Source organism: Vibrio sp. D173a (assembly GCF_030248475.1).
Genome location: NZ_JAHGAH010000100.1, coordinates 1 through 22,952, shown reverse-complemented (window position 1 = coordinate 22,952; position 22,952 = coordinate 1). Strand labels below are relative to the sequence as shown.

Here is a 22,952-nt window from a genome sequence, read left to right as displayed (position 1 = left end):
TTTCCTTCCGTTGATGTTTAATTATCCGTTTCTTCTTTTAGCCGTTCATTTACCCAAACTCAGTCGCGCAGCGATTTCATCTGTTGCTGAGAGAAAAAACCGTCATCGATATCAAAATCAAACTGTGCTTGGTGAGTAATGAGAACAGTTTTGTTCTTAGGCTTATCAAGCGGCTGCATTTCCATTCTGGTCGCTAATTTTCTACCGCCGAGCTCTTTCACGTCGTAAGACGTCATCACGTTCACTCGCTCTTCAAACTCGTCGTAGAATTCCACTTTACGTTGTAGATACGTCGACTTAGAAATCCATAGCGTTACTTTACTCCACACTACCGGAGCATCTGGCTTTGCGACGGCGTCTATCACCCAAACCTTGTCGCCATCAAACACATCCTCGCTTTTTAGTTGATGCTGATAGTCGACCACGATAGAAGACTGGTTGATCAAGTCATCGTTGGTAAAATCTGAGCCCATCCACGATTGGCTCAACATAGATGGCGCAATTTTGATGACACGTTCAATGCTCGGTACCCAATTCCACATTTCTCTTTGTCGTTTTAGAGAAGCGCTGCCTTTATCTTTGGCTGGCGCCGTAACCAACACCAAAGACAAATCCGTCCCTTTGGTCCAGCTTTTCATGGTCATCGACCGAGTCCAATCGGGACGAATGATCTCCATAGTGGATTCGGTATAACTGGAATCGCCGCGCATTGCCTGATCTGATTTTTGCACGATATCAGAAGCACTTTCAGCCACAGCAGTAAATGAAGTGAACAAACACATGAGAGATAACAAAGCAGTACGCATAACTGTCCTCGGCACTGAATCCCGACACGATTAGCATCAGAAATAACAATAAAAACAGAGAGTTCAGATCAGTATAGCAAGAAGAGAATAGAGGTCAGCGAGAGCTCGCTCAAAGTTTCACTGAGCTTTAAGAAGTAATGGCTCAACTTTGTTTCTGTTAATGATTTGGAACACTGCACGATTTTTCCCATTTGCCTTGCCACGGTACATAAGTTGAACTGCATCTTGCAGGCTTGGTTGTTCATCAAATTTTGGATAATACGCGCACCCTAAACTGATACTCACGCTAATCGTTTGTCCATCCAAAGTCACCGGTGAGCAATGCACTTGGGTGCAAATTGTACGAGCGAGTACTTCAGCTTCTTCAGCAGAAAGCGAAGCTGTCACCAAAGCGAACTCTTCACCACCAATGCGTGCCAACGTCATTCTTTCATCGATCACGGTTCTCGCCGTATTCGCAACGGCGATAATGGCTTGATCGCCAACCACATGCCCGAATTGGTCATTGATGGATTTGAAGTCATCAATATCAAACACCATCACGGTCAAGTTTCGCCTTACGTTACTTAACGTCGCTAAACGCTCAATCAAGTGACGTCGATTATAAAGCTTAGTGAGAGGGTCAGTCAGGGTGAGCTCAAAAAGCTGTTGATTCGCCATAGTGAGTTGCCGCGTGAGCAGAGCCACCGTGCGTTTGAGTGAAAAGATATGGAACATAGCCGCCATAATAAGAGCAAACACAGCAAGGGGCGCCAAATAGGCGGGATAAACCGTTTTAAAGTGGATCCAACGACTTAAAATTCGATCTTTGTCTGCTTCCAACACCGTTTCAAATTTCTTGGAGATGGCTTCGATCGACTCTGAGCTCGCCTCTCCCGTCGCGATTCTCAAGCTTTTGCTATAAAGGTGTAATGCAGGCAAGAACGTCACTGCATCTGATGTCGTCGCCATATAGAAATTAGACACTTGAGTATCGACCACAAACAGGAATATCTTTTTGTCGGTAACGGCTTTTAATAATGCATCACTATTCGCAAACCGTTTTATTGCGGCATTGGGATAACGCTTACGAACGAAAGTCTCTTCATATCCCCCTTTAACTAACCCCACCTCCATCGCAGACTCCCCAGCCAACACCGAATCAACATCGATGCCCAAAAGGTCGCTGTTCACGTATAGTTGGGTATCAATATGCATGATCACTGTGCCAAAGTTCAGGTACTGGTTGCGCTCTTCTGAAAATATGAGCCCAGCATGAATGTCTGCTCTACCTTCTTTCACTGCGAGCAAAGAGTCTTCCCAATAAAGCAGAAGAAACTGAACATGAACATCATTTCTAACTGCATACTCACGCCAAAAATCAATTAAGATGCCTTTAGGCTCACCATCTGGTGTGAGATAAGAGAAAGGCTTCCACGCTTTTGAATTAGCGATAACGAGAGTCTCTTTCTGGGTCTCTTGACCATACGTCACAGCACTATGCAGCACGCCCACTATTAATAGAGCAATGCTAAACGTGGTGTTTTTCCAAACATAAGTACTATAACGTATGAGAGTCATTCCTACTTCTCGCCACCCTGTCCGAAAGAGTTATCTAAGACTTAAATCGAACTAAAGATACAGCAGAGCTTTTAGATATGGGAAGAGACTCTTATTGATATGAATGCAAATTAATACACTTCATCTGAAAAACGGTACTTTATTGCTAGAAGTTTTTATTAATTTGTCGCGAATTATTATGAAATTTATATGAATGAAAGTGCGATAGTACCAACCGTTCTCGATGCAAATCCGCGATAAACGAAACAACACCTGACACAGCCCACAAAATCACATCAAAAAAGTAATGATTATTCGCTCGATAAGAATCACTTTGTTAACTTACGCGCAATTTTTTTGTGACCCAAAATTTTCGCTTTCGCCATGCCTTCTCAATATAGAATTAACAAAATCGTCGAAATTGGCGATACCTTGCATCGCAGTGGTTGTGCACCTTACAAAGTAGAGAAATACACTCAGCACTATGCGCAAAAACATGGCGTGGATGTGATGATTCAAGCCACACCAACCGCGATCAATTATCAGTTTCCTGATGACAACAACGCAGTGGTACTCAAACGCCTAAAACCAGCTTCCATTAACTTGAGTTTGCTGGCCAACACCATCATTCGTATCAATCAACCAAGTAGCGAACCTGTCCCTGAACCTGCGGGATATCCTTCATGGATCATCGCATTGGCAAACATGGGTATTCCACCCGCTTACTTAATGTTGGTTGGCAGTACCTTGGAAGCGATCGGCTTTGCTTTTATTCTCGGTTTTATGGTCTGGGGATGTCAGCAAGTTTGCCGAGCGAGACGTGCAATTGCGGTTGAGTTTATCGCGGCTTTGTTCACTGGCATTATTGTCGCTTACCTATCCAGCACTGGATTGCCGATTCCAGTGTGGGCGCTCTGTATCGCTACGATTGTTCTGTTTGTACCCGGACTTTCTATCGCTAACTCGCTGGAGTGTCTCGCGTTCAACGATTTGGTTTCAGGAACCAGTTTATTAGGGCAATGTGCGCTCACGCTGATCAAACTGTTTGTCGGCATTACCATGGGGCTTAATATCGGTGAAGCCATTTGGGGTCAAGCGCAATCCATCGCCTACACCAATGCAGTTCCTATTTGGATGCACATTAGTGGATTGTTCATCATTTCAATCAGCCTTGGGGTGATCTTTAATGCCCGCCCTATCGACATTCTACTCGGCTTACCTGTGGCAATGTTGGGAATGTGGGGGCCATTTTATCTGGGTTTAGAAAGTGGCTGGGTTGTGGGCACTTGGGTTACCACTGTACTGATTACCCTATACGGGACTTGGATTGCGAAAAAGATGGAACTGACGGGCTCTATCTACATTGTTCAAGGCATTATCATATTGGTTCCGGGTAGCCGTGTATTGGTCAGTGCGAGCCAATCCGTGTTTGAGCAATCGATTTTGCCGATCCCAAGCATTGGTTTGTCTGCGCTGTTTATGTTCTCGGCGATCGTTGCAGGGCAAATCACAGCCTATTCTATTTACTCACCAAAAATCGAACGCTAGACACCGTATCTCCATAACCTTCAGATAAGAAAAAGCCCTATTCAAAATCCACATTTGTGAGAACTTTGAATAGGGCTCTTTGCCTCTATGCTTCGCTTTCCGGTTGAAGCTGCCTTTGCCTTTTTTCGCTTTTACAACTCTAGTTCTAAACAGTTGACTGGTGACAACGGCTTTCAATGCATTGTCTTTAATTTCGCCTCTGCCAAATTCAGTATCTTGAACCAATTCATTCGGCTGAGGATTAGATTTGTTCTTCGCCATAGATCCTCCTTAATGGTCGAACCAGATTGGACAATAATTAGGGAAAATAGTCAAATTTGTATAATAAATTTCATTTTGCACCCAAAAACTTCACAACAACGTCATTTATTTGAAAAAACATCAAAAATACACCGTATAAAAAGTGACTAGATACAAATATTTGCCCTTGAGAGGTCGATATATGTTGACTATACCCGTAATTAACCTAGACTCGAACGCGGCTAGAAAGAAAGTTCTTTGTTTTCACATTTCGTTGGATTACTCGTAACTCCCCCGTCCTGTGGTACGCAATAGCAATTTATTTTTCCACGCTATAAGCGCCGATTAGGCGAGATTTACACAAAATTAGATATTTAGGAAATAGACATGTCTAACAAAGCTACTGGTACAGTTAAGTGGTTCAACGAAACTAAAGGCTTCGGTTTCATCCAACAAGAAAACGGTCCTGACGTTTTCGCTCACTTCTCTGCAATCCAAGGTGACGGCTTCCGTACGCTTGTTGAAGGTCAGAAAGTAGAATTCGAAATCACTCAAGGTCAAAAAGGTCCACAAGCTGAGAAAATCACTCTAGTTTAATCCTTTTAAGATTTTGATATGATAGCCAGCTTTTAGCTGGCTATTTTTTTGCCCTTCATTTGTTGATACTTCCCATGGCTCTAAAACCAACAATATACAAGTTTCGTATCGCTATGTCCGATATGAACAACGATTACTACGATTCAAAAAACCTGACTATCGCCCTTCATCCCTCTGAAAAGCAACAGCGTATGCTGGCTCGTATTTTCGCGTTCTGCTTGAATGCACAGGATGATCTCGAGTTCACTAAAGGTCTCTCTACAACAGAAGAGCCAGACTTGTGGCGTGTTGAGGACGATCAATCCATCACACATTGGATTGAGATTGGTGAGCCAGAGCCAGATCGCATCAAGAAAGCGACTCGTTTGGCTAAGAATGTGAAAGTCTACACCTACAACACCAAAGCGTCAGTTTGGTGGGACAAGATGGCTGGCAAATTTGGCATGCTTCCTGTCGACGTGGCAAGCCTAGATTACGATGCTATCGATCTGATTTCACAGCACCTTGACCGTGGCACTAGCCTATCTGTTATGATTACCGGCACCTCTATTTTCGTTGATATTAACGAACAACACGTCGAAGTGACGGTGAAGGAATTGCAAAGTAATGACGCCTCTTAATGAACTGATCCAAGAAATGGGGTTCAAAAACATTCCCTTCGTTGACGAGCATAAAGCAGCAAGGCGACGCTGGCTAAAAGAACAAGCCCCATTGTTCATTAGAGTATGTGAAAACAAGCCTGACACAGCCCCTGCGCTGCATTTACTCGGGCTTTTGACTAAGTCTCACATCGAAGCCAGTGCGCTGTATGAGCAGCACGCCACATCCACTCACAAAATGCAGCAAGTATTCAGTGATACGTTGGGCGAAGAGCATGCTGAGAAGTTCACTAACCAGTCTGCCGAAAACTTAGTATTGGTCACGCACTTATGGCTATACACTCAAGGCTACCTGAATATGGATTTCAGCCTTGCTCATGATCACGCAGAGCAAACACAAAATACCCTGCAGCATGAGCTGGTGATCAAACGTATGGACTTAGATGCATTCCGTACAGACTTGATGCAAAGCTTTTATCTCGGTAAAGAAGCGAACCATGCAAAAGCAAGTGGACTCTTTGGTTGGGTGAAACGTCTTCTTTCCTCATAAAAAACATGGTTTTGTCAAAACCAAACACCTGATAGACTACGCCCTCTCATGCAACGGCTCTTTTCGTTAAACGATTTCGTCACGTCGGTTGTTGCATGAAAGCTAAGGACACTCACCCACTGAACATCAAGGGATCATTATGAAGTTTATCCGCTGGATTTTGGGAAAAATCATTCTACTTCTCAACGCAGTCTTCTCACCTCGCGGCGTAAAACGCTCAGCAGAAGCCCAGAAAAGCGTTGATGATAAAGCTCAAAATTACGCACTTTACCAATTTGAAGCTTGTCCTTTCTGCGTAAAAGTTCGTCGTGCTATGAAGCGTCAATCTGTAAACATTGAGTTGCGTGATGCGAAAAATGACCCAGTACACCGTGAAGCACTAGAGCAAGGTGGCGGTCGCGTGAAAGTTCCTTGCCTTCGCATTGAAAAAGATGGCGAAACGCAATGGCTTTACGAATCTTCAGACATTGTCGCTTACATTGAAAAAGAATTTGCCTAGTTCCCCCTAAGAACATTGGCGGATGTAAAAGAGGCACCAAACGGTGCCTCTTTTCTTTTATCTCAATGGCTTAAAATGGTGGTTACTGATCGACAATCAGCATCAGCTCCACTCGACGATTACATGCTTTACCACTCGCCGTTGCGTTACTACACTGCGGTACGTATTCACCAAAGCCTCGAGAGAACACTCTTTGGCGTGGCAAGCTAGTCGCAAGTAGCTGCTTTTCAACTTCACGCGCACGTTTCTCAGACAACGAATCATTGAAGCTCGCCGCCCCCGTGCTGTCCGCATGGCCATCAATCACCACATCGACGTCAGTGCGTCCGGCAAGATAATGCCCAAGGCTCTGTATCCAGTCTTGAGATTGCGCCAATAACCTTGCAGAGCCAGTTTGAAAATGAACTTGCTCCTTCAAACGTATCATAAGATGTTCGCCACTGATGGTTTCATGGGCGATCTGATGTCTATTTAAGAACATCTCCAATGACATCACGCCCTGTGACTTTTTTTCCATTGAGCTCGGTACCTGAGCAACATAACGAGGCGCAGAAGAGTATGACTTTGCATAACCCCACTCTGGATGTCTAAGCTCTGAATTAGTGCGAGGAGCGGTGTCTAACATGTTGCCGCCCGGAACCATATCTGAATTAATGCTGGTGCATCCGGCTAAGAAACCACATGCAACTAAAAACCAATGCTTCATACCGTTACCAACGTAGAATGAATTCTTGTTCACTGTTTCGGCTTAAATTGCCCAAACTTTAGTGCCCATTGCTATTTATCTTCATTTAGCAAGCACCTATCGTGCCAAAGATCCCATATGCACCTTCATTTTTCTAATTCTGCGGCTTTCGGTGAATGACTGCTCTCCTTTGAAGTGGACGAGATTCGTCTTTTTCAAGCATCAGCACCTTTATTTTCTGCGTCATTGCTCTGTTTTGTCTAAACTTTCTTCGATTATCTCACTTTAGTGTAACAAGCCGTATTAATGGTTTTCGTCGATACCGTTAACCGATAAACTAGCAATAATTCTACTATTTAGAGCTTTACCCATGTTTAAAACTATTTCTAAAGGTGCAGCACTTTTCGCCGCAGTATTTGCCCTAACGGCTTGTGATAACGGCAATAGTCAGCCACAACAAGGCAAACAATACGAAGTGTTGCCAGTCTCTCTTGCAGAGTACAACCTGGCTCCTGTTACTGAGGTGTTTTCTCTGAACTGTGGTCACTGCCGTACCATGGAACAATTTGTGCCAAAAATCGAATCTTTGACAGAACAAAAAGTCGAGAAAATGCACGTAACCTTCAATGAGAGTGCACAAATCAGCGCAATCATTTTCTACACAGCAGCAATGCAGGTGAACGGTACGCCTGACAAAGCGTTTATGGAAGAACTATTCGCGGCGGTTCAAATGGGAGCAGAAGCGACTGCTGATGAGCGTCAAGCAGCGGTAGAGAAAGCATTCGAGTCTCGTAATCTAGTGAGCCCTTATCAACTAGACGATGCTCAACAAGCAAAACTGTTTGAATACATCACTAAAGCAGAGCAGATCACGACTCGTGGTCAAATCAACTCAGTGCCTGCCTTCATCGTAAACGGTAAGTACCAAGTGATCACAGGTGGTCATGAAACCGTTGAAGCAATGGCAGACACCATCAACTATCTGCTAAAACAACCAAAATAAGACAAGGAGCTATTGTGTCTAAATTTCTGTTTCCTCTTATTATTTTTGTCCTAGCGGCATTCTTTATCTACCGTACTTGGACGAACCACAAAGTGGCAGACGAAAACTTTTCGAAGGGTCAAGAATTTCTGCTAGAAAATAGCAAGAAAGAAGGCGTGATTACCACTGAGAGCGGCCTGCAATACCTTGTACTTGAAAAAGGTACTGGTGACGTTCACCCAGCGGCAAACAGCAAAGTGAAAGTGCACTACCATGGCACACTGATCGACGGTACGGTTTTCGATAGCTCTGTAGAGCGCGGCGAGCCAATTACGTTTGGTCTAAACCAAGTAATTAAAGGCTGGCAAGAAGGCCTGGAGTACATGGTTGTCGGCGAGAAGATTCGCCTATTCGTACCAAGTACACTTGGCTACGGTAAAAACGGTTCGGGCCCTATCCCACCAGCAAGCGTGCTGATCTTTGACGTGGAACTATTGGACATCCAATAATCCTCAGCAAAAATAAAAGAAAAACGCCGCATCAATTGCGGCGTTTTTTATTGGGTATGGTTTTCTGGCTGAAAGTATTACGCTTTCGGATAAAACACTAACTTATTCTCTTCTACCATCACACAATCCATACCCGCGGCGTGCGCAGCTTTCTTACCTAAATCAGTATCTTCAAACACCACACAATCTTGTGCGCTCAAACCAAGTTGTTCTGCAGCCATCAGAAACGTGTCTGGGAATGGTTTGTGGTTTTCAACGTCAGTAGCCGTAACCACCGCATTCAGCTTTTTCAGGATGCCTGCTTTTGCTAATAGACGCAGTGCGCTGTCGCGCTGGCTACCTGTGCCCACGGCAATCTTCTTGTTGCCAAGATGCTCATCCAAAACGGTATTAGTGCATGAGATGATTTCACCGTGTTGCTCCATCTCAGCAAACGTGTCCATTTTGAAACGAGAAACGGTTTTTGGGTCGAGAGGCAAACCATACTGACGATTTACTTCGCCAACAATTTTGAAGCTTGGCATGCCACCTAAGCTGTGTAACCACTCTTGATTGAAAGGGAAATCGAAACGATCCGCCGTTGCTTGCCACGCAGCCAAATGCGCAGGCATGGTATCAATCAAGGTGCCGTCCATGTCGAAAATTAACCCTTTATAGGGGCTTAAATCTATAGTGTGCATGTCAATTCTTCTATTTGTACATCTCTGATGGTAATTTATCAGCCATCATCCCATTCCTTATTGGCATTTAGTTATCATGCTCAAAATTTCGAACTCCGTCACAATTCAAGATTGGGAAATCCAATTATTGCCTATCCGGGCTCAAGGAAATGGTGGGCAGAACGTTAATAAGGTATCGTCCGCGATACATTTGCGCTTTGACGTACGTCATTCCACACTGCCGGAATTCTATAAAGAGCGACTTCTAGCCCTTTCAGACAGCCGGATATCCAAAGATGGCGTGATCATCATTAAAGCGCAACAGTTTCGGACACAAGAGCAGAACAAAGAAGACGCACTAAATCGATTACAAGCGTTAATACAATCTGCAAGCCGACAAGAAAAGAAGCGTATTAAAACCAAACCAACTCGCGCTTCGCAACGTCGCAGACTTGATAGTAAAAGCAAGCAAGCGACAAAAAAACAGCAACGCCAGAAAGTGCTGTACTAGCAAACGTCAGAGCTAGCCATTGGGAGCCTTGTTGGGTTCCTTACTTTAGTCAACTATTCAGGACAAATTCTATGTCTATAAGGAACAAGCTCTACTCCCTTGGAGTAATTGCCATTTTAGGTATTGTGGCCCTATTGGGTACCTCGTCACACTTCGCGAACCAAAGCCAAGAGCTCAATCACGCGATTAAATTGGTTGGCGATCTCGAAATTCGTCTCCTTAACCTACGTCGCAATGAAAAAGACTTCTTGTTACGCAGCAATATCAAATACCTCGACAAATTCAATGGAAACGTCGATAAGTTTGTCGGGACCGAGCAAGAATTGTCTGGCATCCTAAACCGTTATGACCTCCCTTCTAGCCTCCAGTTTACACAGGACTTACTTGCCTATCAAAAAGGTTTCCAGAATTTGGTTTCCGCTTACGAGCGCTATGGTTTAAACGCCGACAGCGGTCTACTGGCAAGCTTTGAAAAAGCGTTGTTGGAAGCTGAACAGAATGTAAACCACCAGCAACTGATGGCGTTAACCAAGTTCGCACAAGGCGTCAAAGCCGGGAAAATGGACGAAGGTCTGTTGCAAAGTTTGTATGTTACTTCATTAATCGAGAATGCACGCAAACTTGCTACGCAAAAGCAGACAATTGGTGTGGCATACAACAAAGGTTTACTGGGTGACACTCGTGCCCTATCACATGCAGTTGAAGAGCAATTTAAGACCTTCTCATCTGCGTTAACCCAAGCGGCAGAAGCTCGTGATGCGCAAAACACCATGGTGAAACAAGTCATCACTGCCGTCGTCTTCGTTGTAATCTTCGCCTTGATTCTACAAATCTCACGCTCAATCAATACCCGTGTTAGCAGCCTACTTGCGACTATCAAAAATATCAGTGAAAGCAACAATATGGGCTTGCGTTCAGAGTTAGCAGGCAAAGATGAACTGGCGGACATCAGCCATCACTTAAACGATCTGTTGGATAAGCTTGAGCACCTGATTCACGGCACGCAAGAGAAGTCAACACAGCTATCGGCAAGCACCGATAATATGCATCGTGAACTCGAAGGCGTGATGGAGCAATTCCACGCTCAAGCCGATCATACTTCATCAATGGCAACCGCAGTTCAGCAAATGGTCGCCACTATTGGTGAAATCTCGGAAAGTACCTCTGTAGCAGTAGAAGGCGTTCAGCAAGCCGCAAACAATGCGGAACAAGGTCGTACCGTTGTTGAAACCACAGTAACGAATGTCGGTCAATTAACCGGTATTCTTTCGAATAGTCAGCAGTCAATCGGATCGCTTAGCGAGCACGTTGCAAAGATTGGCGGTGCAGTGAATATCATTCAAGATATTGCAGAGCAAACTAACCTACTCGCGCTAAACGCGGCCATTGAAGCAGCGCGGGCGGGCGAGCAAGGTCGTGGCTTCGCCGTGGTAGCGGATGAAGTACGCGCACTAGCCAGTCGTACTCATCAATCGACAGAAGAAATCACTCGCGTGGTATCAGACATTCAATCGCAAATGTCTATGGTGGTATCAGATATCGATCAATGTAACGACCAAGGTCAGCAAACCCTTCAAGCATCTGAGAAGCTCGACTCAAGCCTTCAGCAGATCATTGCAGACATGCATGCAATTCAAGGTAACTCTGAACGCATCGCTTCTGCCATCGAAGAGCAAGGCATCGTGATGAATCAAGTCAGCGACTCGATTACTGAGCTGAACGTGATTTCTGAAAACAACATGCAATCCGCACAAGAATGTCTGCATGAAGTCGATTCTGTCTCTGCTCAAGCCCATGACATGGACGATGCAGTCGCTGAATTTAAAACCCGTAGCGCGTAAGCCAAGTTCGCATATTCAGATTTAAATTAATACCATCAAAAAGCCCGAGCATTCTCATGCTTCGGGCTTTTCTATTTAAGGTAGCTCAGCGCTTATTCGTTATCTAGAGGAACAGTTCAGACCTTTTGCCGTGGAGATCCAATACTGCATCAGCGCTCGCTTCTGCTTGAATGGTACGTGGGAGTTCTACCAAACATGGTGACCAGCAGGATAAAATTGTTGCGATCATGTACACGAATCACGCGGAAAATCACTGTGATGTTGTGGTGAAAACATACCGATAAATTAGACAATAATTCATCAGCTTCACGTAAAAATCGACACTTCATAATTACCGTGAGTGTTTTGACTATTTTTTTAAACTGAATGCGTTATCATGCAGACAATTCAAAGCTTTCGACCGAGAGGATGAGTATGATTTCTAAATGGGAGAAACGGTTCTGCCAGATGGCTGAACTTGTTGCGTCATGGAGTAAAGATCCATCCACACAAGTTGGCGCGGTAATCACCAAAAATAACCGCATTGTTTCTGTTGGCTTCAACGGCTACCCACACGGCGTATCTGACAGCGTTGATACAGATGAACGTGAACTGAAATATCTAAAAACGCTTCACGCAGAAGAGAACGCCATTTTGTTTTCGAAGCGTGACTTAGATGGTTGTGATATTTGGGTAACCCACTTCCCTTGCCCGAACTGTGCAGCAAAAATCATTCAAACAGGGATTGCACGTGTAAGCTGCCCTGAACAATCTGAAGATTTCTTATCTCGCTGGGGCGACAAGATTAAAGTGAGCCAAGACATGTTCGACCAAGCGGGTGTTGAAGTAAACTGGCTACCAATCAACGAGATCGAAGAGAAAAGCGTTCGTTAAGACGTTACTCAGCTTTTGTGTAAATGTTCAGACAATCTAAACGTTTGCCAAAACCAACCAAAAAGCCCAGACAGTCGTCTGGGCTTTTGTTTTTGTCTGTGGTGAGGTTAATTAATTAGCGCGATTAACCGTGCTTCTTGGCCGTTAGCTCAGCAATCTTAACGATCACTTGAACAGACTTCTCCATCATCTCTACGGAGATAAATTCATGGATACCGTGGAAGTTGTAGCCACCTGTGAAGATGTTCGGACAAGGCAAGCCCATAAACGACAAACGGGCACCGTCTGTACCACCACGAATTGGCTTAATAAGAGGCTCAACATCGCACACTTCCATCGCTTGTTTCGCCAAATCGATAATATGTGGATATGGTTCAACCATTTCACGCATGTTGTAATAGCTGTCAGTGAGCTTCAACTCAACAGAACCGTGCTTCAAGCCTGCGTTCATATCATCGACTAGCTTCTGCATATAGGCTTTGCGATTTTCCAGACCTTCGCGGTCAAAGTCACGAATGATGTAGCCTAACTCACTACGAGCCACACCAAGTTCACCAGATTTTAGGTGGAAGAAGCCTTCGTAGCCTTCTGTAGTTTCTGGCGTTTGATCTTCTGGTATCTGCACTTGGAATTTAGCCGCCAAGTTCATCGCATTAACCAGTTTGCCTTTCGCAGTGCCTGGATGAACGCTCACGCCATGGAAAGTGACATCCGCACTGGTTGCATTGAAGTTTTCGTATTCCAGCTCGCCTTGAGGGCCACCATCGATGGTGTACGCCCACTCCGCGCCGAACTTCTCAACATCAAACAAGTCAGCGCCACGACCGATCTCTTCATCTGGCGTGAAGCCAATACAAATATCACCGTGTGGGATGTCTGGATTTTCAATCAGCATCGCGACCGCAGAAAGAATCTCAGCAATGCCTGCTTTGTTGTCTGCACCTAGGAGTGTTGTGCCATCTGTAGTAATCAGATTATGACCATGAAGCTCGTGTAAGTCTGGATACTGCACTGGAGAAAGCACTTCATCGCCCAAACCAAGTGCAATATCACCACCCTGATAGTCTTCGATAAACTGAGGGTTCACATTTTTACCAGACGCATCAGGGGCGGTATCCATGTGTGCGATAAAGCCAATAGCAGGCACATCATAATCAACGTTCGATGGCAGTTTTGCCATTAGGTAGCCGTTATCACTTAATGTCACATTGCTTAAGCCAAGCTCAATCATTTCTTTTTTAAGCAACTGTGCAAACACCAGTTGTCCGCTGCTACTTGGACAAGCTGATTCATGGGGATTAGATTGAGTATCGAACGTGACGTAGCGAAGAAATCTTTCAACTAAATGCTTCATAATTATTCTCATTGTTTTTGGGCAAAGGATGCGGCGCACTGGGATGCTAGATGTGCGAGGATCCTAACCAACATGGTTCGACAAGCCATGTTACGCTCATGCTGCAATAAGAAATTGCTTTGAATCAGTTTTTCATTAGAAAGTGCTGACAGGCTCCATCAGCACTCACATTAAGAGTTTGTTTTATAGGGAATTAATTCAATAAGTCTTCAGCAAGCTCTCGCCACTCACGGACTTTTCCGTGGAAGTGTCGCCACTGTTTATCACTCATTGTTTGGGAAATATCTAGGGTGAATTGATCCGTTAGTGCAATATTATGATCAATATTCTTGGTTAGTTGATCACTATAATAACTTTCTGGCTCAAATAAGAGTTTCATGAATACCTGCTGGTAAACCACGCTGTTACTTTTATTTTCGAAAAGGTATTCGAGTTCTTGAATTATAGACGAGCGATAGTCACGCCATAGTGGACTATTTACGATCACATTCTCAGAAAGCTGTTTGGCGCGTGCTTTTTGTTGTCTTGATAATTTACCAAGCCATTCTTCCATCCACTCTTCAGTATTATCTAAGACAACTTCTCGCAGCTCTTGTTCCGTTTTACCTGCGTATTTTTCATCCCGCTCTTTGTAACGTTCTTTTACACTATCGATAAACTCGATTTCTTGTTTGCTGTCGAGCTGCATACTCAGTGAAAACAGGTCTGGTGCCGCTTTGGAAACCAAACGTTGATAGTGGTCGCGCATTTGTTCTCGGTTCGATTGCAAAGCGCCCAACGTAACGCTGTCTTTATTAAGTGCTTCTAATTGTTTTAAGTGATCGATATATAAAGGTAATTCCTCTTCTTTATGCCAATCCGCTAATAATAATATACGCTCTTCCAGCAACGCCTCTTGTTCTCCATCTAGGGAGACATAGTCATCTAAATATTCAATCACTACCCAATCAAGGTTACTGTATAGAAATTTTTTAGCACACCCGGCTAACACCAAAATAGATATCAAGATACATCCATATCGAACCGCTTTATTAGATAAACTTTTTAATTTCATCACCGATCCATATTCCCTTTTTTATTGATTAAGTTCTATACTCAATCTAAATCACTTATTATTGCGGCAAACTTTCGTCAGTCCGGCAAAGTTACATTGCCACTCTTGTAGTATATAGAGTTTGAAATTAACTTTTTTATCACAACTATTCGCAAAAAAGTGAGTTAGGGCGCAATTTTAGGCCAAATCTTGAACGATACAGCGTTCTTTAAATGGCATATAAGTTGCATCAATAACAACTGGATAGTTTATGGAGGCGTAGCATGGCTGCTGCTGAGCAACTTGATACGAGTGTAGAGTACGAAATTCGTTACTTCGAAGAGGGGAAAATCCACAGTATGAATGTCATCGCGGAAGATAAACGCGCGGCACATCATTACTATTTGGAGTGCGGCAAACACAACAGTGACCTGTACTCAATTCGCCCAGACAAATGAAAAACCGCCCTAACTCGGGCGGTTTTTTGAATTTGGCGTTTTTAGAGTGGGCGTTTAAAGGTTATTTAATTTCGCCAAATCGCTCTAGGTAAAGCACGGTTGCTGCTGTACGAGAAGGCACTTTCAGCTTCTTGAGTAAGCTCTTCATGTGCACTTTAACAGTCGATTCAGAGATGAAAAGGCGGTCGGCGATCTGCTTGTTTCGGAAGCCACGTGCGACCTCCTGCAAGATCTGCGTTTCACGGTCGGTCAGCGTATCGAACACGTCTTCTTGCCCTTCTCGCTCATTAAGGTATTTAGCTACCGCTTGGCTGTATGCCTTATCCCCTTCGTGCGCTTGTTTCAGCAAATCAACCAATTCATCTGGCTCAGTATCCTTTAACAAGTAACCATCAGCTCCACTTCGCACAATGGCTTCGATGTCGGCAGGGCTATCCGATACCGTCAGGATCACGATACGAGCCTCACAACCATCTGCGCGCAGCGCTTTCAGCGTATCTAGGCCTGACATGCCTTTCATGTTCAGATCAAGAAGTACCAAATCCAGTTCTAGTTCGTGAGCTGTAGCAACCGCATCTGCGCCGCTGCTTGCCTCTGCAACCACTTCAAACTCTGGCTCGAAACTGAGAAGCTGATGGATACCACGTCTCATGAGTGGGTGATCATCCACAAGCATTACTTTACACACTGTCAATGTTTACTTCCTTACTATGTTGGAATTCTAGTCTTACGATACAGCCGCTGTTCGTTGCCGCTTCAATTTGCAAATCTGCATGCAATCTTGTTGCTCGCTCTTGCATGATGCTCATACCGTAATGATTTAATTTTTCGTCTTGCTGCTCAAAGCCAATACCATCATCGGCAACCGTCACTGTGACTTTCCCATCAGAATCAAGACATTGAATCTCGATATTGTTTGCTTGAGCATGCTTGATTGCATTTATCGTCGCTTCTCTAATCAACTGTAGTAGATGGACCTGTTGGTGCGCATCTAATTCTGTTGAAGAAAGCTCATTATTAAGTGAGATATTCGCTGCTGTTTGATCATCAAGCGTCGAAACCATCTCCTGCAGCGCCTGACCAAAGCTGCCTTCTTTTATCGTTAAGCGGAATGTCGTCAAAAGCTCTCTTAACTGGGTATATGCCGCCGATAATCCAGTATCCAATTCAGCAATCACTTGGTTGGTCTGAGCAATCGCTCTCTCGTCTGGAATATTCTTCACGCTTCTTTTAAGCAGCGATACTTGAATCTTCAAATAAGACAGAGCTTGAGCCAATGAATCATGTAACTCACGCGCAATAGTGGCGCGCTCTTCCATTAGCAATAACTGTTCTGCTTGTCTTTGTGCTCGGTTGTAATATACCGCACGAGATAAGATTTGAACAAAGTTATCAATAAGAGACTCATTCGGGCATGGTAGGCCCGCTTTCCAATGCAAATACCCAAGGTGTACGCCATCTAGCGTTAGTGTTTTGGTGTGACATTCACTGTCACACTCATGACGACACTCCTCACCCTCAGTAAGTATCCAGTTGGGTTCCCCTATTTGTTCTATTTCGAGCTTAACAGCACGAATTCCTTCCAAACTTGCAATATGTTGTAAAATCGCTTGGAAATTTTCTTGATGGATGCGAGAAGCAGTCAACTCTTTCGACGAATCATACAACACTCTAAGCGATTGGTTTGCGTGTTGCAGCTTACGTGTTTTCTCGTCTACTGCTTGCTCTAGACCTCGATAGAGCTTACCAAGATCGTTCGCCATCCTATTGAAAGTTTTGGTCAAAATGCCCATTTCGTTATCACTCGAAACATTGAGCGAAACGTTAAACGAACGATTCTGAATTTGCTCACTAGCAAACACCAGCGCACGAAGCGGCCTGACGACTTCTAGCCTAACAAAGTGCACAACGAACATACTCACACACAGTATGCCGCCAAGCCCTAACCCACCAATCCAAGCTAAGTTGATCAGTTTTTGTTCTGAATAATTCTGTAGCTTAAATACAAAAGCATCAATTTGTTGAACAAAACCAGCGACTAAGATCAGATATTGGTCTCTGTCTTGGCTCTTAAGTACCGATTTCAGTTCATGCCAACGAAGAATCAGTCGGTAGTAGTCTTTTGTAATATCTTCTGGCACTGACCAATGTTGAAGCGCCAGCATTGAATGGGAGTAAATTGACTGCTCAAATAAGTCAATATGTGAAGAATAGTCAACAGATTCACTTTGAATATCATGAGCTAGACGATAGCTCTGCATTCGCATTGAGCCCGCTACGTTTACCGCTTCTGCATCATTAAGGCTCGACGCAAGAGTGAAAATAGCAAAGCCAGTTGTCGCCACTGAAAGAAGCAAAATCAACATCATGGCAGATGCGATTGTGCGTGTTACTGACTTTTTCACATTTTTAAACAACTCTGAACTCCGCTCGTTTGATAACCATGTTTGCCTTTATACAACACGCATCATCTTCCAACTTTATCAATATGTGATCACCTGCTTCGGAATTTATTGATCTAAAACAATATAGCATCCCAATTACCTCCTAAGAGGTATTTATACATATATGTCAAAAACTACACTCTAATGTACTTAAATGACAATTTATTAATGGAATTGTGGACTATGCGTATCTGGGGTTTCAATTTCCGAGGTGACTAAGTGGTAGACCTTTCGAGAAGAAGACTTTTTGCACGTAAAACGCAACCGGACAATTCGGTACGTCTTCCTTGGTTAGCTAAGCCAACTCAATTCACAGACGATTGCACTCGTTGCGGTAAATGCATCGAGGCGTGCGAAACGAAAATTATAACAAAAAGCGATGGTGGGTTTCCTGCTGTCGATTTTTCTATTGATGAATGCACCTTTTGTTACCAATGCGCCGAGGCTTGCCCAGAGCCGCTGTTTTTAGCGGGAGCGGAACAGCCTTGGCAGGCAAAAGCGAGCATCAATGATAGCTGTTTAGCAAAACAAAATGTCGAATGCCGAAGCTGTGGAGACATGTGCGACCCGATGGCAATTCAGTTCAAGCTAGAGCTTGGCAAAGTAGCACAACCAAGTTTAGACCTTGATGAGTGTAACGGCTGCGGCGCCTGTGTCTCAGTGTGCCCGACTTCATCCATTAATGTGAGCAATATAACAGCCTAGCCGTCAGTGGTCGGCACGAAAGGCAATAAAACGAGAGAGATGTATGTCACTAAACGAAGTGCACATTTCGAGTCTGGTAGTCCATGTTCTGCCTGAACATCTGGCTGAAGTTAAAACCCAGATTGAAGCGTACGAAAACGCGGAGATCTACGGTGACAGTCCAGAAGGCAAAATCGTGGTGGTGTTAGAAACTGAGAACCAAGGTTTCATCACCGACACTATCGATGCGATTAATAATTTACCGAACGTCTTGAGTACAGTACTGGTTTATCACCAAATCGAAACTGGGCTTGAAGAAACGGAAGAAAAAGACACCGGAATACAACATTCCCAAATCGAGGGTGAAGTATGAAAATGACAAGACGTGCGTTTGTGAAAGCAAACGCGGCTGCATCAGCTGCTGCTGTCGCAGGTATTACACTACCAGCTTCTGCAACCAATCTGATTGCGAGCTCTGATCAAACCAAAATAACATGGGACAAAGCGCCTTGTCGTTTCTGTGGTACAGGCTGTTCTGTTCTTGTTGGTACACAAAACGGCAAAGTGGTAGCAACTCAGGGTGACCCTGAAGCACCAGTAAACAAAGGCCTTAACTGTATCAAAGGTTACTTCCTTTCTAAGATCATGTACGGTCAAGATCGCCTAACTCAGCCTCTTCTACGTATGAAAGACGGCAAATACAGCAAAGACGGCGACTTCGCTCCTGTATCTTGGGATACCGCTTTCGACATCATGGCTGAAAAATGGAAAGCGTCTTTAGAGAAAAAAGGCCCTACAAGCATCGGTATGTTCGGTTCTGGTCAATGGACCGTAATGGAAGGTTATGCCGCTGCCAAAATGATGAAAGCAGGCTTCCGTTCAAACAACATCGACCCGAACGCGCGTCACTGTATGGCGTCTGCGGTAGTAGGCTTCATGCGTGCATTTGGTATCGATGAACCAATGGGCTGTTACGATGACTTCGAGAACGCAGATGCCTTCGTTCTTTGGGGTTCAAACATGGCAGAAATGCACCCAGTTCTTTGGACTCGTATTACTGACCGTCGTCTAAGTCACCCTCACGTTAAAGTGAACGTGCTTTCTACTTACTACCACCGTTCATTTGAGTTGGCAGACCACGGCTACATTTTCAATCCTCAGTCTGACCTTGCGATTGCTAACTTCATCGCAAACTACATCATCGAAAACGATGCAGTAAACTGGGACTTCGTGAACAAGCACACGAACTTCACTCAAGCAGACACGGACATCGGCTACGGTCTACGTGACGATGATCCGCTACAAAAAGCAGCGAAGAACCCGAACTCAGGCAAACTAACTTCTATCTCTTTCGAAGAGTACAAGAAGTCAGTAGCGCCATACACAGTAGAGAAAGCGTCTGAAATCTCTGGTGTTGAGAAAGAGAAACTGATTGAGCTTGCTAAACAATACGCGGATCCAAACACGAAAGTGATGTCTCTTTGGACGATGGGTATGAACCAACATACTCGTGGTGTATGGATGAACAATTTGATTTACAACATCCACCTACTAACCGGTAAGATTGCGACTCCGGGTAACAGCCCATTCTCACTAACAGGTCAGCCATCAGCGTGTGGTACGGCTCGTGAAGTTGGTACGTTTGCTCACCGTCTACCAGCAGACATGGTGGTTGCTAACCCTAAACACCGTAAGATCGCAGAAGACATCTGGAAACTACCAGAAGGTACTATTCCACCAAAACCTGGCTTCCACGCAGTACTTCAAGACCGTATGTTGCATGACGGCGTTCTGAACTGTTACTGGGTTCAATGTAACAACAACATGCAAGCAGGTCCGAACATCAACACTGAACGTCTTCCTGGTTACCGTAACCCAGAAAACTTCATCGTTGTATCTGACCCATACCCAACGGCAACAGCGCAAGCCGCTGACCTTGTTCTTCCGACCGCAATGTGGATTGAGAAAGAAGGTGCTTATGGTAACGCAGAGCGTCGTACTCAGGCTTGGTACCAACAAGTTGAGACTATCGGCGATGCGAAATCTGACCTATGGCAGGTAATGGAATTTGCAAAACGCTTCAAGATGGAAGAAGTGTGGCCAGAAGAGCTACTTGCAAAAGCACCTGAATACCGCGGTAAGACAATGTACGACATGCTGTTCAAGAACGGTCAGGTCGACAAGTTCCCTATCGAAGAAGCGCGTGAGATGAACGATGACGCTCACCACTTCGGCTACTACGTACAGAAAGGTCTGTTCGAAGAGTACGCGACGTTTGGTCGTGGTCACGGTCACGACTTAGCACCATACGATGTTTACCACACGGTACGTGGTCTACGTTGGCCGGTTGTTGATGGCAAAGAAACACAATGGCGCTTTAAAGAAGGCTCTGACCCGTACGCGAAAGCAGGTTCAGGTTGGGATTTCTACGGCAATGCTGATGGTAAAGCGAAGATTATCTCTGCACCATACGAAGCGCCACCAGAAGTGCCAAACGAAGAGTTTGACCTATGGCTATGTACTGGCCGTGTTCTTGAGCACTGGCACACTGGTACTATGACTCGTCGTGTACCAGAGCTTTACAAAGCGGTGCCTGACGCGGTGGTTTACATGCACCCTGCGGATGCGAAGAAACGCAACGTACGCCGTGGTGAAGAAGTTCTGATTGCAAACAAACGTGGTGAAGTACGCGTTCGCGTTGAAACTCGCGGCCGTAACCGTCCACCTGAAGGCTTGGTATTCGTACCGTTCTTTGATGCCCGTATTTTGATTAACAAGTTGATCCTTGATGCGACTGACCCTCTGTCTAAACAGACAGACTTTAAGAAGTGTCCAGTCAAAATCACGAAAATTGCTTAACCGTCAAATAATAAATGCAAAGGCCGTCTACTCGGCGGCCTAAAAAGAATTTAAGCCATAAGGCGGAGATGAAATGATGAAAAAATACCTTATTGCACTTTTATCTGTAGGTGCTTTATTGACAGGCGTTGCACAAGCAGAACTGGATAACCCAGGCGGCACAGGCGGTCTCGACTCGCTACGTGGCAGCGCGCAACTTGAAGACACGCGTCCTGCAGATGATTTTAAAGACTTTCCAAAAGACCAAATCGTTGCAGACAGCTATGTATATCAGCCACCACTGATCCCACACAGCATCCGAAATTACGAAGTGTCTTTGAACGCAAACAAATGTCTAGCATGTCACAGCTGGAAAAATGCTAAAGACGCAGGCGCTACCAAGATCAGTGTAACGCACTACGTTAACCGTGAAGACGCGGTATTGGCAGATATGTCACCACGTCGTTACTTCTGTTTACAATGTCACGTTCCACAAACCGATGGTAAACCATTAGTGGAAAACGAGTTTAAGGCAGTCGATTCGCTTCATTAATTGAAACGCGAGTACTAAGAGGTTACTTATGAAAATACTTAAAGCGTTTTGGAAGAGACTGTCGAGCCCGAGCAAAGCTGCCGCTGGTGTAGTTTTGTTCCTAGGCTTCGCTGGTGGTCTTCTGTTTTGGGGCGCATTCAATACGACTATGGAAGCGACCAACACAGAAGAGTTCTGTTCTGGCTGTCACGCTCCTATCGTCGCTGAAATTCAAGAAACGATTCACTACTCGAACCGCTCTGGTGTGCGTGCAATCTGTTCAGACTGCCACGTACCACATGAATGGACCGATAAAATCGTTCGAAAAGTTCAAGCATCTAAAGAGCTGTTTGCCCACTTCGTAACGAAGACCATCGATACACCAGAAAAGTTCCAAGCACGTCGTGAGCACCTTGCCGAACGTGAGTGGGCGCGTATGAAGAAAAACGACTCTCTTGAATGTCGTAACTGTCATCAGTTCGATTACATGGACTACTCTCAGCAAGGTAAACGTGCCTCAGCGCAGCACTCTACAGCGTTGGCGTCAGGCGACAAAACCTGTGTAGATTGTCACAAAGGTATCGCACATAAACTGCCTGACATGCACGGCGTTGAAGGCTGGCAATAAGGAGAAATACAGACAATGAGTAATCTTGAATCCTTTATCTGGCACTTCCTTGGATACAGTGCAATGCCAGTCATTATTCTTTCCGGCTTTGTCGGAGTAGCAGCAATCTCTCTATGGCTACTCTCACTAGGTAAGGATAAAGAGGTCTAAACCACCTCAAACCAGTCGACATTTTTGCCTATTTTGTTGACGGAAAACGCCAAGCATTTGCTTGGCGTTTTTTCTTTGTATCCTAATCAACCCTTGTCACTAACAGGCTCTAAAAGCCCCTACTCTGCCGTATGCGCCCCATGAACCCACGGGGCGGTGTTGTTAATGTTTGAAGTTCCAAGGTAGGAGCGCATCGATATCAGGCTCCGCTTTCGCGAGCTCTTTCATGCACTTGACCATGTAGTCGTAGAGGATAAGGCCGTTGGCTTTCGCTGTCTCGACGATGCTGTAAAGCATCGCGCTCGCATCAGCACCATTTGGTGTGTTTGAGAACAGCCAATTTTTTCTGCCAATGACCAGCGGTTTAATGGCGCGTTCAGCACGATTATTATC

The 22,952-nt window shown here is 44.7% G+C and carries 27 protein-coding genes; 17 read left to right on the top strand and 10 right to left on the bottom strand.

Annotated features, from left to right (window positions below):
- Window positions 1-59 precede the first annotated feature (59 nt).
- Both KIV40_RS11415 and KIV40_RS11410 read right to left on the bottom strand, forming a co-directional pair.
- Window positions 60-806, bottom strand: a complete 747-nt coding sequence (locus tag KIV40_RS11415) for an outer membrane lipoprotein-sorting protein (protein ID WP_021018266.1) — start codon at window positions 804-806, stop codon at window positions 60-62.
- Between the two features lie 117 nt (window positions 807-923).
- Window positions 924-2,366 (bottom strand): sensor domain-containing diguanylate cyclase, encoded by a 1,443-nt coding sequence (locus KIV40_RS11410; RefSeq protein WP_285349274.1) that lies wholly within the window; start codon window positions 2,364-2,366, stop codon window positions 924-926.
- Between the two features lie 363 nt (window positions 2,367-2,729).
- Between KIV40_RS11410 and KIV40_RS11405 the strand changes: the two genes are divergently transcribed.
- Window positions 2,730-3,893 (top strand): threonine/serine exporter family protein, encoded by a 1,164-nt coding sequence (locus tag KIV40_RS11405; protein WP_005534512.1) that lies wholly within the window; start codon window positions 2,730-2,732, stop codon window positions 3,891-3,893.
- On the opposite strand, the gene KIV40_RS11400 is transcribed toward KIV40_RS11405, so the two are convergent.
- On the bottom strand, window positions 3,873-4,154 hold the full coding sequence (locus KIV40_RS11400; RefSeq protein WP_285349271.1) for a ribosome alternative rescue factor ArfA: 282 nt from the start codon (window positions 4,152-4,154) through the stop codon (window positions 3,873-3,875). The two genes, KIV40_RS11405 and KIV40_RS11400, sit on opposite strands and share 21 nt — an antisense overlap.
- 366 nt (window positions 4,155-4,520) lie before the next feature.
- Between KIV40_RS11400 and KIV40_RS11395 the strand changes: the two genes are divergently transcribed.
- The 4 genes from KIV40_RS11395 to KIV40_RS11380 all read left to right on the top strand — a co-directional run bounded on the left by KIV40_RS11395 (window position 4,521) and on the right by KIV40_RS11380 (window position 6,378).
- Window positions 4,521-4,730 carry a cold-shock protein gene (locus tag KIV40_RS11395; RefSeq protein ID WP_005433440.1) on the top strand — a complete coding sequence of 70 codons (210 nt, stop codon included), beginning with the start codon at window positions 4,521-4,523 and terminating at the stop codon, window positions 4,728-4,730.
- 74 nt (window positions 4,731-4,804) lie between these two features.
- Window positions 4,805-5,350: a YaeQ family protein gene (locus tag KIV40_RS11390; RefSeq protein ID WP_285349270.1), complete on the top strand. Its 546-nt coding sequence runs from the start codon at window positions 4,805-4,807 to the stop codon at window positions 5,348-5,350.
- Window positions 5,337-5,879, top strand: a complete 543-nt coding sequence (locus KIV40_RS11385) for a hypothetical protein (protein WP_285349268.1) — start codon at window positions 5,337-5,339, stop codon at window positions 5,877-5,879. Before KIV40_RS11390 ends, KIV40_RS11385 begins: the two co-directional genes overlap by 14 nt.
- Window positions 5,880-6,018: 139 nt before the next feature.
- The gene (locus tag KIV40_RS11380; RefSeq protein WP_005534522.1) at window positions 6,019-6,378 is read left to right on the top strand and encodes a glutaredoxin; all 360 of its coding nucleotides are present in this window, start codon (window positions 6,019-6,021) and stop codon (window positions 6,376-6,378) included.
- A gap of 82 nt (window positions 6,379-6,460) precedes the next feature.
- Here the strand turns inward: KIV40_RS11380 and KIV40_RS11375 are convergent, their stop codons facing one another.
- Window positions 6,461-7,084, bottom strand: a complete 624-nt coding sequence (locus tag KIV40_RS11375; RefSeq protein ID WP_012129066.1) for an OmpA family protein — start codon at window positions 7,082-7,084, stop codon at window positions 6,461-6,463.
- A gap of 349 nt (window positions 7,085-7,433) precedes the next feature.
- Between KIV40_RS11375 and KIV40_RS11370 the strand changes: the two genes are divergently transcribed.
- Together KIV40_RS11370 and KIV40_RS11365 are read left to right on the top strand one after the other, a co-directional pair.
- Window positions 7,434-8,066 (top strand): thiol:disulfide interchange protein DsbA/DsbL, encoded by a 633-nt coding sequence (locus KIV40_RS11370; protein WP_005433387.1) that lies wholly within the window; start codon window positions 7,434-7,436, stop codon window positions 8,064-8,066.
- A gap of 14 nt (window positions 8,067-8,080) precedes the next feature.
- Window positions 8,081-8,554, top strand: coding sequence for an FKBP-type peptidyl-prolyl cis-trans isomerase (locus KIV40_RS11365; RefSeq protein WP_012129065.1), 474 nt, complete (start codon window positions 8,081-8,083; stop codon window positions 8,552-8,554).
- 77 nt (window positions 8,555-8,631) lie between these two features.
- Here the strand turns inward: KIV40_RS11365 and KIV40_RS11360 are convergent, their stop codons facing one another.
- A complete protein-coding gene (locus tag KIV40_RS11360) occupies window positions 8,632-9,234 on the bottom strand; it encodes a beta-phosphoglucomutase family hydrolase (protein WP_012129064.1) in 603 nt (200 codons plus the stop codon).
- A gap of 76 nt (window positions 9,235-9,310) precedes the next feature.
- On the opposite strand from KIV40_RS11360, the gene arfB reads away from it, so the two are divergent.
- The 3 genes from arfB (at window position 9,311) to KIV40_RS11345 (ending at window position 12,438) form a co-directional block, all read left to right on the top strand.
- A complete protein-coding gene (arfB, locus tag KIV40_RS11355) occupies window positions 9,311-9,724 on the top strand; it encodes an alternative ribosome rescue aminoacyl-tRNA hydrolase ArfB (RefSeq protein WP_012129063.1) in 414 nt (137 codons plus the stop codon).
- 71 nt (window positions 9,725-9,795) lie between these two features.
- Window positions 9,796-11,565, top strand: a complete 1,770-nt coding sequence (locus KIV40_RS11350; RefSeq protein WP_285349263.1) for a methyl-accepting chemotaxis protein — start codon at window positions 9,796-9,798, stop codon at window positions 11,563-11,565.
- 414 nt (window positions 11,566-11,979) lie between these two features.
- Window positions 11,980-12,438: a cytidine/deoxycytidylate deaminase family protein gene (locus tag KIV40_RS11345; RefSeq protein WP_285349261.1), complete on the top strand. Its 459-nt coding sequence runs from the start codon at window positions 11,980-11,982 to the stop codon at window positions 12,436-12,438.
- A gap of 124 nt (window positions 12,439-12,562) precedes the next feature.
- Here the strand turns inward: KIV40_RS11345 and pepT are convergent, their stop codons facing one another.
- Both pepT and KIV40_RS11335 read right to left on the bottom strand, forming a co-directional pair.
- The gene (pepT, locus tag KIV40_RS11340) at window positions 12,563-13,792 is read right to left on the bottom strand and encodes a peptidase T (RefSeq protein ID WP_285349259.1); all 1,230 of its coding nucleotides are present in this window, start codon (window positions 13,790-13,792) and stop codon (window positions 12,563-12,565) included.
- Between the two features lie 193 nt (window positions 13,793-13,985).
- Window positions 13,986-14,846, bottom strand: a complete 861-nt coding sequence (locus tag KIV40_RS11335) for a DUF6279 family lipoprotein (protein WP_010643586.1) — start codon at window positions 14,844-14,846, stop codon at window positions 13,986-13,988.
- 263 nt (window positions 14,847-15,109) lie between these two features.
- Here KIV40_RS11335 and KIV40_RS11330 point away from each other — a divergent pair, with 263 nt between their 5' ends.
- Complete coding sequence (locus tag KIV40_RS11330) at window positions 15,110-15,283, top strand: hypothetical protein (protein ID WP_012129057.1); 174 nt, start codon at window positions 15,110-15,112, stop codon at window positions 15,281-15,283.
- Between the two features lie 61 nt (window positions 15,284-15,344).
- On the opposite strand, the gene KIV40_RS11325 is transcribed toward KIV40_RS11330, so the two are convergent.
- Both KIV40_RS11325 and narQ read right to left on the bottom strand, forming a co-directional pair.
- Window positions 15,345-15,977: a response regulator gene (locus KIV40_RS11325; protein WP_225247111.1), complete on the bottom strand. Its 633-nt coding sequence runs from the start codon at window positions 15,975-15,977 to the stop codon at window positions 15,345-15,347.
- Window positions 15,964-17,700 (bottom strand): nitrate/nitrite two-component system sensor histidine kinase NarQ, encoded by a 1,737-nt coding sequence (narQ, locus tag KIV40_RS11320; RefSeq protein ID WP_285349253.1) that lies wholly within the window; start codon window positions 17,698-17,700, stop codon window positions 15,964-15,966. The genes KIV40_RS11325 and narQ overlap by 14 nt, the downstream gene beginning before the upstream one ends.
- 246 nt (window positions 17,701-17,946) lie before the next feature.
- Between narQ and napF the strand changes: the two genes are divergently transcribed.
- From napF to KIV40_RS11290, 6 genes are all read left to right on the top strand, one after another.
- Complete coding sequence (gene napF, locus KIV40_RS11315; RefSeq protein WP_012129054.1) at window positions 17,947-18,432, top strand: ferredoxin-type protein NapF; 486 nt, start codon at window positions 17,947-17,949, stop codon at window positions 18,430-18,432.
- 43 nt (window positions 18,433-18,475) lie between these two features.
- Complete coding sequence (locus KIV40_RS11310; protein ID WP_012129053.1) at window positions 18,476-18,784, top strand: chaperone NapD; 309 nt, start codon at window positions 18,476-18,478, stop codon at window positions 18,782-18,784.
- A complete protein-coding gene (gene napA, locus KIV40_RS11305; RefSeq protein WP_285349250.1) occupies window positions 18,781-21,270 on the top strand; it encodes a periplasmic nitrate reductase subunit alpha in 2,490 nt (829 codons plus the stop codon). Before KIV40_RS11310 ends, napA begins: the two co-directional genes overlap by 4 nt.
- Before the next feature lie 76 nt (window positions 21,271-21,346).
- Window positions 21,347-21,802, top strand: a complete 456-nt coding sequence (locus KIV40_RS11300) for a nitrate reductase cytochrome c-type subunit (protein ID WP_285349286.1) — start codon at window positions 21,347-21,349, stop codon at window positions 21,800-21,802.
- A gap of 28 nt (window positions 21,803-21,830) precedes the next feature.
- Entirely contained in the window at window positions 21,831-22,409 is a 579-nt protein-coding gene (locus tag KIV40_RS11295; protein ID WP_012129050.1) for a NapC/NirT family cytochrome c, read from the top strand.
- Window positions 22,410-22,424: 15 nt separating this feature from the next.
- A complete protein-coding gene (locus KIV40_RS11290) occupies window positions 22,425-22,559 on the top strand; it encodes a TIGR02808 family protein (RefSeq protein WP_005433365.1) in 135 nt (44 codons plus the stop codon).
- A gap of 162 nt (window positions 22,560-22,721) precedes the next feature.
- Here the strand turns inward: KIV40_RS11290 and KIV40_RS11285 are convergent.
- Window positions 22,722-22,952, bottom strand: a 231-nt coding sequence (locus KIV40_RS11285) for a transposase (protein ID WP_285347800.1), incomplete at its 5' end; no start/stop codon positions are given.

Excerpts from the sequence above, each read along its gene's own strand:
- KIV40_RS11415 (WP_021018266.1), bottom strand. The coding sequence starts at position 806 with ATGCGTACTGCTTTGTTATCTCTCATGTGTTTGTTCACTTCATTTACT.
- KIV40_RS11410 (WP_285349274.1), bottom strand. The coding sequence starts at position 2,366 with ATGACTCTCATACGTTATAGTACTTATGTTTGGAAAAACACCACGTTT.
- KIV40_RS11405 (WP_005534512.1), top strand. The coding sequence starts at position 2,730 with ATGCCTTCTCAATATAGAATTAACAAAATCGTCGAAATTGGCGATACC.
- KIV40_RS11400 (WP_285349271.1), bottom strand. The coding sequence starts at position 4,154 with ATGGCGAAGAACAAATCTAATCCTCAGCCGAATGAATTGGTTCAAGAT.
- KIV40_RS11395 (WP_005433440.1), top strand. The coding sequence starts at position 4,521 with ATGTCTAACAAAGCTACTGGTACAGTTAAGTGGTTCAACGAAACTAAA.
- KIV40_RS11390 (WP_285349270.1), top strand. The coding sequence starts at position 4,805 with ATGGCTCTAAAACCAACAATATACAAGTTTCGTATCGCTATGTCCGAT.
- KIV40_RS11385 (WP_285349268.1), top strand. The coding sequence starts at position 5,337 with ATGACGCCTCTTAATGAACTGATCCAAGAAATGGGGTTCAAAAACATT.
- KIV40_RS11380 (WP_005534522.1), top strand. The coding sequence starts at position 6,019 with ATGAAGTTTATCCGCTGGATTTTGGGAAAAATCATTCTACTTCTCAAC.
- KIV40_RS11375 (WP_012129066.1), bottom strand. The coding sequence starts at position 7,084 with ATGAAGCATTGGTTTTTAGTTGCATGTGGTTTCTTAGCCGGATGCACC.
- KIV40_RS11370 (WP_005433387.1), top strand. The coding sequence starts at position 7,434 with ATGTTTAAAACTATTTCTAAAGGTGCAGCACTTTTCGCCGCAGTATTT.
- KIV40_RS11360 (WP_012129064.1), bottom strand. The coding sequence starts at position 9,234 with ATGCACACTATAGATTTAAGCCCCTATAAAGGGTTAATTTTCGACATG.
- arfB (WP_012129063.1), top strand. The coding sequence starts at position 9,311 with ATGCTCAAAATTTCGAACTCCGTCACAATTCAAGATTGGGAAATCCAA.
- KIV40_RS11350 (WP_285349263.1), top strand. The coding sequence starts at position 9,796 with ATGTCTATAAGGAACAAGCTCTACTCCCTTGGAGTAATTGCCATTTTA.
- KIV40_RS11345 (WP_285349261.1), top strand. The coding sequence starts at position 11,980 with ATGATTTCTAAATGGGAGAAACGGTTCTGCCAGATGGCTGAACTTGTT.
- pepT (WP_285349259.1), bottom strand. The coding sequence starts at position 13,792 with ATGAAGCATTTAGTTGAAAGATTTCTTCGCTACGTCACGTTCGATACT.
- KIV40_RS11335 (WP_010643586.1), bottom strand. The coding sequence starts at position 14,846 with ATGAAATTAAAAAGTTTATCTAATAAAGCGGTTCGATATGGATGTATC.
- KIV40_RS11330 (WP_012129057.1), top strand. The coding sequence starts at position 15,110 with ATGGCTGCTGCTGAGCAACTTGATACGAGTGTAGAGTACGAAATTCGT.
- KIV40_RS11310 (WP_012129053.1), top strand. The coding sequence starts at position 18,476 with ATGTCACTAAACGAAGTGCACATTTCGAGTCTGGTAGTCCATGTTCTG.
- napA (WP_285349250.1), top strand. The coding sequence starts at position 18,781 with ATGAAAATGACAAGACGTGCGTTTGTGAAAGCAAACGCGGCTGCATCA.
- KIV40_RS11300 (WP_285349286.1), top strand. The coding sequence starts at position 21,347 with ATGAAAAAATACCTTATTGCACTTTTATCTGTAGGTGCTTTATTGACA.
- KIV40_RS11295 (WP_012129050.1), top strand. The coding sequence starts at position 21,831 with ATGAAAATACTTAAAGCGTTTTGGAAGAGACTGTCGAGCCCGAGCAAA.
- KIV40_RS11290 (WP_005433365.1), top strand. The coding sequence starts at position 22,425 with ATGAGTAATCTTGAATCCTTTATCTGGCACTTCCTTGGATACAGTGCA.